Here is a 10,954-nt window from a genome sequence, read left to right on the forward strand (position 1 = left end):
CGGCCTGGGGGCCGTACACGCTGACCCTCCGGACGCCGACGCGATCCCGCGCCGGGGCTTAGTTGGGCGAAGTTCGCTGGCCAGAAGGGGCGAGAAGGTGACGCGGACGTCGGTAGGGTCGGGGAATGGGTGTGGTGGCAGTACCGGCTGGGATGACTCCGCAGGGGGCTGGGTGGTTGCCTCGGGGGTTTCGGATGGGGAGGCATTCTCATCCGAATGGGCAGTTGGTTTATGCGGCTCGGGGGGTCTTCAGCACTACGACTGAGTTCGGGACTTGGGTGGCTCCTGCGGATCGGGTTGCCTGGACTCCTCCTGGGTTTGTGCACTCGCATCGGTTTTACGGGCGGACTGACACCCGGATTTTGGCTGTTCCCGCTGAGGAGTGCGGGGCGCTGGACCGGAGGCCTGGGGTGTTTGTGGTTTCGCCGTTGTCGCGGGCCGGGATTTTGGCGTTGACCGGGGACGGGGCGCGGTCTGGCGAGGCGGCTCGGCGGGTTCGGGCTGTGGTGATCGACGAGTTGGGGGAGGTGCCGGGGGAGACGTTGCGTCTTCCGGAGCCTCGGGACGATCGGTTGCGGGTCGTCACGGAGTTGCTGCACGAGGAGCCTGGGCGGGGCGAGACGTTGGCTGAGCTGGGGCGGGTCGCGGGGGCCAGCGAGCGGACGCTGAGCCGGTTGTTCCACAGCGATCTCGGGATGAGTTTTCAGCGTTGGCGCACGGTGTTGCGGGTGCATCACGCGTTGTTCCGGCTGACCGAGGGGGCGTCGGTGACCGACACGGCGATGGGCTGCGGGTGGTCGAATCCGTCGGCGTTCATCGGGGCGTTCACGGCGCTGGTGGGGCAGACGCCGGGGCGGTATCAGGCCGAGTTGCGCGGGCGCGGGGAGTAGCGGGGAGGAAGTTGGCGGGTTTTCGTTATCGGCTGCCTGGTTGGCGGTGGGCGCGGGCGGCGGGCTCGAAGACAGTGGTGATCATGAGTCGGACAGACGAGCAAACCACGGTGGTTGTTGTCGGCGGCGGGGTCGCGGGGCTTGCGCTCGGCACGTTTCTCCTGCGCAGCGGGATCCCTTGTGTGGTATTGGAAAAGCACAGCCGGGAGTACGTCGAGCAGCGGCAGCGAGCGGGTTCGCTCGACGGGCGCGGGGTGCGGATGCTGCGGGAGTGGGGAGTCGGAGAGGCTGTCGAGGGGCACGGGGGCGGGCCGTCGGACGTGGTGTTGCCGCTGATCGTCGATGGCGAGCGGCGGGCGTGGCGGATGGACGTCGACGAGGACGGGGCGGGTGCGTTCATTCCGCAGCAGGTCCTCGTGCGGAACCTCATCCGGATCTTTCTGCGGGACGGCGGCGATCTCCGGTTCGGGGCGGAGGACGTCGTGCTGGAGCGGCTTGACACTGATCGGCCTCGGGTGCGTTATCGGGACAAGGCGATCAGCTGCGAGTTCGTCGCGGGCGCGGACGGGTTTCAGGGCGTCAGCCGGACGGCGGTTCCGGACGGGTTTCTCACCTGCCACAGCCACGAGTTCGGTTACGCCTGGTTGTCCGCGATGACGGGGGTGCCTGCTGATCCGGTGGCCGTGATGGCGGTGCATTCGCGGGGGTTCGCCGCGCGGATCACCCGTGGGCCGGCAGCGAGCCGGGTCTACCTGCAGTGTCCGGTGGACGACACAGTCGGCGACTGGCCGGACGATCGGGTTTGGGACGAACTCGACGCGCGGTTCGGCTCGGCAGTGGTACGGGGGCCGATCGCCACCAAGCAGGTCGTGCCGTTGCGCGGGGTGGTGTTCAGCCCGATGCGCTACGGCAGGCTGTGTCTCCTCGGGGACGCGGCGCATCTGATTTCGCCGATGAGCGCGGAGGGAATGAGCCTCGCGCTGCATGACGCGGAAGTGCTTGCCCGGGCGATCGCCGGCGAGGTGGAGAAGGGCGATCCGAGTCTGCTGGAGGGCTACTCGGACGCCTGTTTGGCCCACGTCTGGGAGCGGCAGGCGTCGGCGATGTGGATGACCGACGCGGTGCACGATTCCGGGGACGCTTCGTACCGCGGGGAGTTCCGGAAACAGGTGGCGCGGGCGAATCTGGAGAACCTCGTCGAGCCGAAGCCCGCCTGACCTTGCCGCTCGGCGAGACCGACACCACCCGTCCGGGGCGACCGGGTCACCGGCTTCCCACACCCGGCCCCCTACGCTGTCCGGCATGGCCGCGACCAGTCAGCACGGTGCCGGGCCCGCTCGGCGCGCCGGCGGGGACGGCGGTCTGCTGCTGTTCCGGGTCGGCGGGGTGCCCGTTTTGCTCGCCCCGTCGTGGTGGATCGGGTCGCTCGTCATCGTGGTGCTTTACGCGCCGCTGGTCGGGCGACTGCTCCCGGACGTTTCGACGCCGACCTCCTGGCTGCTCGCCGCCGCGTTCGCGGTGCTGCTCGGGCTTTCCGTGCTCGCGCACGAACTGGGGCACTGCCTCGTCGCGCTGCGGCTCGGGATTCCGGTCCGGCGGCTGCGGCTCTTCCTCCTCGGCGGACTGTCCGAAGTGGCCCGTACGCCGCGACGGCCGGGGCAGGAAGGGCTGGTCGCCGCGGCGGGTCCGGCGGTTTCGCTGGTGCTGGGCGGATTCTGCTCGCTGCTGCTGTTCGCGGTCCCGCCGGACGGCGCGGTGTGGCTGCTGGTCGCCGAGTGCGCGGTGGCCAACTTCGCGGTCGGGTTGTTCAATCTCCTGCCAGGCTTGCCGCTGGACGGCGGACGGCTCGTGCGCGCCGGGGTCTGGGCGATGACCGGGTTGCGGGCCAAGGGAACGAAGGCCGCGGTCGCCGGCGGTGCGCTGGTCGCGACCGGGCTGATCGTCTGGGCGCTGCTCGGCTTGGCGATGCAGAGCCCGGACCGCTGGCTGCGGCTCGGCGTGTGCGTCGTGACGGCGTGGTTCGTGATCCTCGGCGCGAGGTCCGAGCTCGCCGCCGAAGCCCGCCGCGGCTGGCCCGCCGGGCTGGAACTGTCCGATTTGGTGCGTCCCGTGCTGCAGCTGCCCGCGGAGAGCCCGGTTTCCGACGCGTTGGCCGCGTCGGCAGGCCGGGGAGTCGTGCTGGTGCGCGCGGACGGCGTCGCGGCGGGATTGCTGGACGAGCAAGCGGCGCAGCAGCTGGCGAGCATCAGTCCGCACGCGCCCGCGGAGCAGGCCGCCGAGCCGATCCGCGCGGAGACCGTGCTGCTGGCCTCGGAACCGGGGGAGGAGATCGCCGAGCGCGTGCGGGAGACGCCTGCCTGGCAGTTCCTCGTGGTCGACGACGAAGGCCGGCCCGCCGGGGTGCTGCGCCGGGAGGACCTGCGGACCGCGCTGATGCAGGGCCGTCGCGCTCAGTGAGGCACCCGCGCACGACGCGCGCGGGACGACCTGCGAGGATTCGACGTCGGCGTTCCGGGTTTGCAGTGGAGGAAGAAGTTGTCGGTCAGCGGACCGTTTCGTGCAGGTGACCGGGTTCAGCTGACGGACTCGAAAGGCAGGCACTACACCCTCACGCTCGCCGACGGCGGCGAGTACCACACGCATCGCGGCGCCCTCGCGCACGACGACCTCATCGGCCGTCCCGAGGGCAGCGTGGTCACTTCGGCGGGCGGCAGCACGTATCTCGCGCTGCGGCCGCTGCTCCCGGACTACGTGCTGTCGATGCCGCGCGGCGCGCAGGTCATCTACCCGAAGGACGCCGCGCAAATCGTGATGTGGGGCGACATCTTCCCGGGCGCACGCGTCCTCGAAGCCGGTGCCGGTTCGGGCGCGCTCACTTGCTCGTTGCTGCGCGCGGTCGGTCCGGCCGGACAGGTGTTCTCGTACGAGATCCGCGACGACCACGCGGAGCACGCCGAGCGCAACGTCACGAAGTTCTTCGGCGAGAAGCCGGACAACTGGACGCTCACCGTCGCCGATCTGGCCACGCACACCGGCGAGGTCGACCGGGTCGTGCTGGACATGCTCGCGCCGTGGGACCAGCTCCCGAACGTCGCCGCGCACCTGGTGCCCGGCGGAGTGCTGACGGTCTACGTCGCCACTGTCACCCAGCTGTCGCGCGTCACGGAATCGCTGCGGGAACAGCAGTGCTGGACCGAGCCGGAGTCGTGGGAGACGCTGATGCGGCCTTGGCACGTCGTCGGCCTCGCGGTGCGGCCGGACCACCGGATGGTCGCGCACACCGCTTTCCTGCTCACCGCACGGCGTCTGGCCGACGGCACAGTGTCGCCGCGTGTTTCACGACGGCCCAGCAAGGGCAAAGGCTAACCAGGGACGCACCAACGGCCGTTCTCGCGACGCAGCGGGAACGGCGTGTCCTTGTGCCCGCCGGTGCCTTCGACCCGGACAGTCACGGTCGCGTCGTCGCCCGCGATCGCCGGCTGTCCGGCGAGTGAGACGCGAAGCGGTCCCGCGGCGTCCCATTTCGCCTGGAGCTCCTTCAACGCCGCCGCAGTTTGCGGTTTGCAAGTGAGAGTGCCGAATTCGGCGGAGTCGGCGCGCGTGATCGCCTCCACGAGAGTGCGCGCCAGCGTGGCTACCGCGGCCTGATCCACCGCCGGCGCGGGGCTCTGGGACGCGCTGCTTCGCGGCGGAGGCGGGGGAGCGGGCGGTTCCGTGGTGGTGCGGGCGGGCCCCGGCAGGCCGATCAGGACCAGGCCGAGGACACCGCCCGCGACAACGACCGCGAGCAGGACGAGTGCCGTGCTGAGCCGGCGTCTCACTTAGTGGTCCGTGCTGACCTTCCCGAGGCACCAGGCCCCGCCCTGGCGCAGGGCGGTGAGGGTGCCGTCGGCGGTCTTCGTGGACGTGGTGACGTGGTACTTCACCGTGGCCTGGTCGCCGCTTTCCTGCGGGCTGCCGGTCAGCTCGAAGTGGATGCCCGAGGGCATCTTGTCGGTCGGCTTCTGGCCCTTGGTGAGGCTGGTGCAGAGCAGCGAGTACAGCCCGTCGGTGTCGGAGCTGTTGTACGCCGCGGAAGCGGCGTCGAACAGCTCGCCCGAGGTGGGCTTCGCACCGGACGCGGCCGGGTAGTTGCCGCTGCTCGAGCCCGACGAGGACGTGCTCGACGGGGACGACGACGAACTGCCGCTGGACTGCGGGCTGGCGACCGGAGCCGAGGACGACGCGGGCGGGGCGGCGTTCTTGTTGTCCTTGCTGTCGCCGGTGAGCCAGATGACCAGGCCGGTCCCGCCGCCGAGGAGGACCACCGCGGCGATCACGATGCCGACGATCAGGCCGGTCTTCTTCTTTTTCGGCGGCTCCTCGCCGAACCCGCCGAACTGGCCGCCCGGCTGCTGCCCGAACGGACCGCCGGGCTGCCCGGGCTGCTGCCCGAACTGCCCGAACTGGTCCGGCTGCTGACCGTACTGCTGGGGGCCGCCGGGCTGCTGGTATCCGCCCTGGTAGGGGCCTTGACCGGGACCGGGCGCGGAGGGGAACCCGCCGGACTGCGGGCCCTGCGGCGGCTGCCCGCCCTGGTTCCATCCGCCCTGCTGAGGCTGCCCGTACGGCTGCTGGCCGCCGGGCTGCTGCCCGTACGGGTTCGGCTGCTGTCCGTAGCCGCCGGGCTGCTGCGGCGGATAAGTCATCTCGGTTCCCCCTGCCGTGCGAACGAAAGTCCTGGCCACGCGCGAAGCGCGGCCACCCGGGGATGCTAGCCAGCCGCGCTCGTTTCCGCGCAGCCAACCCGCAAGTCGGGTTTGCGGGACGCGTCGCGGGGCATCCGCAGTGCGTTCAGTTCCGCGTTGCGGAAACCCGCGCGGAGCGGATTCCCGTCCGCGGCACCGAATCGGCCGCTTGCGCTGCGCTCGCGGCCGTGCTGGCCGGAAGAAAAAGCGCGACGCGCCGGTCTTGTGATGCGGAAAGGCCTTTTCTTGTCGGTGATCGCCGGTACCGTGGAATGAAAAGCACTCCGAGGAGGTGCCCGATGCATCATGACCTTCCCGGAGGTCGGCGCGAGGAGGCCGACCCTTCAGCAACCGGCGGAGCAGGGCAGACACCAGAGGAACAAGCCCGGCAGATCCGTTTTCTCGAGGAAGAAGTGGCGCTGCTGCGCCGCAGGCTCACCGATTCCCCGCGACAGAACCGCGTTCTCGAACAACGTCTCGCAGAGGCGTCGGAACGGGTGAGTCAGCTCACCGAGCGGAACACGAAACTCGTCGAAACCCTGCGCGAGGCGCGGGGCCAGCTGCTCGCCCTCCGCGAAGAGGTCGACCGCCTGGCCCAGCCGCCGAGCGGCTACGGGGTCTTCGTCGAGGCGTACGAGGACAACACGGTGGACGTCTACACCGCGGGGCGCAAGATGCGCGTCTCGGTGTCGCCCGCGGTGGAGGTCTCGTCGCTGCGGCGCGGGCAGGCGTTGCGGCTCAACGAGGCGCTCACGGTCGTCGAAGGAGGCGATTTCGAGCGCACCGGCGAGGTGTGCGCGCTGCGCGAAGTGCTCGCACCGGACGTCGAGGGCGGCGCCACGCGCGCTCTCGTGGTCGGCCACGCGGACGAGGAGCGGGTCGTCCTGCTTTCCGGTCCGCTCTCCGAGCAGCCGCTCAAACCGGGCGATTCGCTCCTGGTGGACTCCAAGGCGGGCTACGCCTACGAGCGGGTGCCGAAGGCCGAGGTCGAGGACCTCGTGCTGGAGGAGGTGCCGGACGTCCGCTACGAGGACATCGGCGGCCTGACCCGGCAGATCGAGCAGATCCGCGACGCCGTGGAGCTGCCGTTCCTGCACGCGGACCTGTACGAGCAGTACCAGCTGCGCCCGCCGAAGGGCGTCCTGCTCTACGGCCCTCCGGGCTGCGGGAAGACGCTCATCGCGAAGGCGGTGGCGAACTCGCTGGCCAAGAAGGTCGCCGAGGCTCGCGGGGACCAGGCGGACGGCAAGTCCTACTTCCTCAACATCAAGGGCCCGGAGCTGCTGAACAAGTTCGTCGGCGAGACCGAGCGGTCGATCCGGCTGATCTTCCAGCGGGCGCGGGAAAAGGCCTCCGAGGGCACCCCGGTCATCGTGTTCTTCGACGAGATGGACTCGATCTTCCGCACCCGCGGCTCGGGCGTGTCGTCGGACGTGGAGACGACGATCGTGCCCCAGCTGCTGTCGGAGATCGACGGCGTCGAGGGGCTGGAGAACGTCATCGTCATCGGCGCCTCCAACCGCGAGGACATGATCGACCCGGCGATCCTGCGGCCGGGCCGGCTCGACGTGAAGATCAAGATCGAGCGGCCGGACGCCGAAGGCGCGAAGGACATCTTCTCGAAGTACCTGGCCGAGGGCCTGCCGATCCACGCCGACGACCTGGCGGAGTTCGGCGGGGACCAGAAGGCGACGTTCGACGCGATGATCCAGCACACCGTCGAGCGGATGTACGAGGAGAGCGACGAGAACCGGTTCCTGGAGGTCACCTACGCCAACGGGGACAAGGAAGTCCTGTACTTCCGCGACTTCAACTCGGGCGCGATGATCCAGAACATCGTGGACCGGGCGAAGAAGTCGGCGATCAAATCGGTGCTGGAGACCAAGCAGCCCGGCCTGCGCGTGCAGCACCTGCTGGACGCGATCGTCGACGAGTTCGCGGAGAACGAGGACCTGCCCAACACCACCAACCCGGACGACTGGGCCCGGATCTCCGGCAAGAAGGGCGAGCGGATCGTCTACATCCGCACGCTCGTCACCGGCAAGAACCAGGAATCGGGGCGGGCGATCGACACCGCCACGAACACCGGTCAGTACCTGTAGCGCACCGCGAACCTGTGGGGCCGCCGGATCCTTCCGGCGGCCCCACAGGCCGTTTCAGACCCCTTCCAGGACCGGTTGCCGCGTGCGGGAAAGCCGCCCGTGCGACGCCAGGATCCCGAGCACCACGAGCAGCGCGCCGACGGGTTCGTTCCAGTGCACCGGCTCGTCGAGGACCAGCACTCCGAGCAGAACGCCGACCACAGGAGTGAGGTAGGTCACAGCAGAAGCGTTGGCCGCGCCCCAGGCAGTCGCGATGGCGGTGTTCCAGGTGTAGGCCACGCCGGTGCCCAGCACGCCGAGCGCGAGCATGGACAGGACCACGGCCAGGTTCAGGTGCACCGGCTGCGCGGCGATCACCGGTGTGGCGGCGAGCAGAATGACGGTGGCGAAACCGGTTTGCCCGAAGGCGACGACCACTGGGTCCGGATTGCGCGGCGACACGAACTTCCGCAGATACACGAAAGCCATGCCGTAGCAGGTGGTCGCGCCGAGGCAGGCGAGTTGAGCCAGTACTTCGTGGCTGAGGTCGATCCCGCGCCAGACGCCGACCAGCGTGAGCACGCCCGCGAAACCGATCAGCAGCCCGGCGGTTTTCGGGCGCGTGAGCCGCTCGGCGGGCAGGGCGGCCGCGGCGAACAGCATGGTCAGCAGGGGAGTGGTGGCGTTGAAGATGCTGGCGAGCCCCGACGCCACGTACTGTTCGGCCCACGAGTACAGCAGGAACGGGCCGACGCAGAACAGCAGCGAAACCACCGCGAGATGCGCCCACAGGGCGGGATCGCGGGGAAGCGATCGCCTGCGCAGCACCAGGAACGCCCCGAGCGTCAGCGCGCCCAGCGCGACCCGGGCAAGCGCGACCTGAGCCGGCGACAGCCCCTCCAGGCCCACCTTGATGAACAGAAAACTGGCGCCCCACACGACGGCGAGCGCGACGAAGCGGGCGGCGATGCCGAACCTCACTGAACCTCCGAAACGGCCGGATGACTGCTGCGGCCAGTCAACGTCCGCGCCACGCCCGGAGTCCAGCAGGTTTCGGTCACTGTGTTCACCGCCGGTGTATAACGCCCTATACTGCGCCGCGTGAGCAAAGACAACGCCCGCCCGCGCCCGCCGATCACCGAAGCCGACGTACTGGCCTGGCTCGAAACGACCGCCGCCGCCGTCCAGGCGGGAGAGCTGAACGCGAACGACCTGATCGACCTGCTGGGGGAACTGCGCCGCGCGTCCGCGGCCTGCGCCGACGCTTCCGACTGGGCACTGCTGGCCGCCCGGGAGGAGGGAGCCAGCCTTCGCCAAATCGCGCCCGTGTTCGGCAAAGGTTACGTCCGCGCGCCCGCGGCCCGCCTCGAAAAGCTCCACCGGCAAGCCCAAAACTCCGGCCAATGGCTCGCCATCCTTCGGCGCAAACAAAGTGTATAACGACCTATACATCTGGCGATGAAAAAACGCTCCACGTTGCCTCGCCTAAACTCGCCCGACCATTCCCGAATACCGCTGAAGACAGGGAGATCCCGATGGACCGCATCGCGGTGGGGCTGGCCGCGCTCGGCCGTCCGGCGTACATCAATCTGGGGCGGGACTTGCCGGAAGTGCGTGACGTTCCGTCGATGCGGGCCGCGACGCACGAGGTGCTTGACGCGGCGTATGCGGCGGGAGTCCGATGGGTCGACGTCGCGCGGTCTTACGGCCGTTCGGAGGAGTTTCTCGGCAGCTGGTTGGCTGAACGCGGGCACCGGGACGTGACTGTGTCCAGCAAGTGGGGCTACCGCTACGTGGGCGAGTGGCAGCTTGACGCGGATGTTCACGAGGTCAAGGAACACACGCTGCCGCGGTTTCGTGAGCAGTGGGCGCAGACGCGGGAGTTCCTGGCGGGGCACGTGGATCTGTACCAGGTTCATTCGCTCACTGTGGACAGTCCACTTTTCACTGATCCGGCGTTGATTGACGCGCTGGCCGGGCTTTCCGGGTCCGGGGTCGAGGTTGGGTTCTCTACCTCCGGGCCGGCGCAGGCGGATGTGGTGCGGCGGGCGTTCGAGCTGGAATCGGGCGGGCGGCCGGTGTTTTCGTCGGTTCAGTCGACGTGGAATGTGTTCGAGCCTTCGGTCGGGGCGGCGCTGGCCGAGGCGAAAGCGGCTGGAAAACGGGTGCTGGTCAAGGAAACTCTCGCGAACGGGCGGCTGGTTGCGGAGGCTCCGGAGCCGCTGCGGCGGATCGCCGGGGCACATGGCGTCGGCCCGGACGCGATCGCGGTGGCCGCGGTGCTCGGGCAGGAGTGGGCACCGGTGGCGGTGATCGGTCCGTCGAGCCCGGCGCAGCTGACCGCGAACCTCGCCGCCACGCGGGTCCGGTTGAGCGACGAGGACTGCGCTGTCCTGGGACAACTCGCGCAGGACGCGCGCGAGTACTGGGTGCATCGATCCCACCTCGGGTGGAGCTGAGCGATTGCATTACCCTCGGGGCCCAGCATGGCCCGGGGCGGACGGGCAACATTGAGCGCGGAGGGGCAACGTGCGTCGTCGGCAGGTGCCAGCGGTCGCTGTGCTGGTCGGGCTGGGGGCGCTGGCCGGGCTCGCTGGATGCGGCAATCGGCCTAACAATCTCGAGACTTATTACGACGATCCGGCTCCGGATACGAGTGCTCCGGCCGCGCCGCCGGTGTCGCGGGCCGTTGATCCTCCGGTGGTTTCTTCTTCGGCGGTACCGGATCCGGGGCGGGCTCAGGCGGCGTTGTTGTCTGATTCGGACGTTGCCGAGGAGGGTGTCGCGCCGGGGTCCGGGCGGGTTTCCGGGTGTTTGAGCGGGTTGGCTGCTGGGGAGCGGAAGTCGGTCAGCTGGGTCTATCCGAGCGGGTCGGCGTTGACGCACGAGGTCACGGTGTATGCGGGCCGGTCCGGTGAGGATGTCGTGGCGGGGACGCATTGTGCTGGGGTTGAGGTGACGTTGCCGCCGCAGCCGGGGGTGAGTGTGCAGCGGGCTTGGCGTGAGGGCTCGACTTGTGCTGTGTTGGTGGCTCGGGGGGATGTTGTGTCGGCGTTGAGTGTGGCGGCAAGCACCCCCGCGCGGGCACAAGACGCGGCGAAGCGGTTGTTGCCTAGGGTTGTGGCTAAGTTGGCGGGGTAGGTCGCCAAGCTGTGTTTTTGGCGTCGGCTCCGCCGCCGCGCGCGGGATCGCTTTTAGCCGGCGTTTGGGGGCTCCCCGGCGTGAGGGGCCTTCGGCCTGTCACGCCGGGCAGCCC

General features: G+C 69.5%; 10 protein-coding genes and 1 pseudogene. 8 read left to right on the forward strand and 3 right to left on the reverse strand.

The window, feature by feature from the left end:
* Positions 1-194: 194 nt before the first annotated feature.
* The 5 genes and pseudogenes from ACFXI3_RS46035 to ACFXI3_RS46055 form a co-directional block, all read left to right on the forward strand.
* Positions 195-332, forward strand: a pseudogene (locus tag ACFXI3_RS46035) (AraC family ligand binding domain-containing protein); the annotation flags it as partial.
* 78 nt (positions 333-410) lie between these two features.
* Complete coding sequence (locus tag ACFXI3_RS46040; protein WP_378408496.1) at positions 411-890, forward strand: helix-turn-helix domain-containing protein; 480 nt, start codon at positions 411-413, stop codon at positions 888-890.
* An 83-nt stretch (positions 891-973) separates the two neighbouring features.
* Positions 974-2,107: a 4-hydroxybenzoate 3-monooxygenase gene (locus tag ACFXI3_RS46045; protein WP_378408486.1), complete on the forward strand. Its 1,134-nt coding sequence runs from the start codon at positions 974-976 to the stop codon at positions 2,105-2,107.
* An 85-nt stretch (positions 2,108-2,192) separates the two neighbouring features.
* Positions 2,193-3,347, forward strand: coding sequence for a M50 family metallopeptidase (locus tag ACFXI3_RS46050; protein ID WP_344274144.1), 1,155 nt, complete (start codon positions 2,193-2,195; stop codon positions 3,345-3,347).
* Positions 3,348-3,425: 78 nt separating this feature from the next.
* Positions 3,426-4,256, forward strand: coding sequence for a tRNA (adenine-N1)-methyltransferase (locus tag ACFXI3_RS46055; protein WP_344274147.1), 831 nt, complete (start codon positions 3,426-3,428; stop codon positions 4,254-4,256).
* Here ACFXI3_RS46055 and ACFXI3_RS46060 read toward each other — a convergent pair.
* A complete protein-coding gene (locus ACFXI3_RS46060; protein ID WP_378408488.1) occupies positions 4,253-4,711 on the reverse strand; it encodes a hypothetical protein in 459 nt (152 codons plus the stop codon). The two genes, ACFXI3_RS46055 and ACFXI3_RS46060, sit on opposite strands and share 4 nt — an antisense overlap.
* Positions 4,712-5,578, reverse strand: a complete 867-nt coding sequence (locus tag ACFXI3_RS46065; RefSeq protein WP_378408489.1) for a hypothetical protein — start codon at positions 5,576-5,578, stop codon at positions 4,712-4,714. It lies immediately after the preceding gene.
* Between the two features lie 338 nt (positions 5,579-5,916).
* Between ACFXI3_RS46065 and arc the strand changes: the two genes are divergently transcribed.
* The gene (arc, locus tag ACFXI3_RS46070; protein ID WP_344274157.1) at positions 5,917-7,719 is read left to right on the forward strand and encodes a proteasome ATPase; all 1,803 of its coding nucleotides are present in this window, start codon (positions 5,917-5,919) and stop codon (positions 7,717-7,719) included.
* Positions 7,720-7,773: 54 nt separating this feature from the next.
* On the opposite strand, the gene ACFXI3_RS46075 is transcribed toward arc, so the two are convergent.
* Positions 7,774-8,679, reverse strand: a complete 906-nt coding sequence (locus ACFXI3_RS46075) for a DMT family transporter (RefSeq protein ID WP_378408490.1) — start codon at positions 8,677-8,679, stop codon at positions 7,774-7,776.
* Between the two features lie 120 nt (positions 8,680-8,799).
* Between ACFXI3_RS46075 and ACFXI3_RS46080 the strand changes: the two genes are divergently transcribed.
* Both ACFXI3_RS46080 and ACFXI3_RS46085 read left to right on the forward strand, forming a co-directional pair.
* Complete coding sequence (locus tag ACFXI3_RS46080) at positions 8,800-9,138, forward strand: hypothetical protein (protein ID WP_378408492.1); 339 nt, start codon at positions 8,800-8,802, stop codon at positions 9,136-9,138.
* Between the two features lie 95 nt (positions 9,139-9,233).
* The gene (locus ACFXI3_RS46085; protein ID WP_378408494.1) at positions 9,234-10,157 is read left to right on the forward strand and encodes an aldo/keto reductase; all 924 of its coding nucleotides are present in this window, start codon (positions 9,234-9,236) and stop codon (positions 10,155-10,157) included.
* Positions 10,158-10,954 lie beyond the last annotated feature (797 nt).

The organism is Amycolatopsis sp. NPDC059235 (assembly GCF_042754125.1).
Lineage (GTDB): Bacteria > Actinomycetota > Actinomycetes > Mycobacteriales > Pseudonocardiaceae > Amycolatopsis > Amycolatopsis albidoflava.

Coding starts and splice junctions, on each gene's coding strand:
- ACFXI3_RS46050 (WP_344274144.1), top strand. CDS start 2,193: ATGGCCGCGACCAGTCAGCACGGTGCCGGGCCCGCTCGGCGCGCCGGC.
- ACFXI3_RS46045 (WP_378408486.1), top strand. CDS start 974: ATGAGTCGGACAGACGAGCAAACCACGGTGGTTGTTGTCGGCGGCGGG.
- arc (WP_344274157.1), top strand. CDS start 5,917: ATGCATCATGACCTTCCCGGAGGTCGGCGCGAGGAGGCCGACCCTTCA.
- ACFXI3_RS46085 (WP_378408494.1), top strand. CDS start 9,234: ATGGACCGCATCGCGGTGGGGCTGGCCGCGCTCGGCCGTCCGGCGTAC.
- ACFXI3_RS46065 (WP_378408489.1), bottom strand. CDS start 5,578: ATGACTTATCCGCCGCAGCAGCCCGGCGGCTACGGACAGCAGCCGAAC.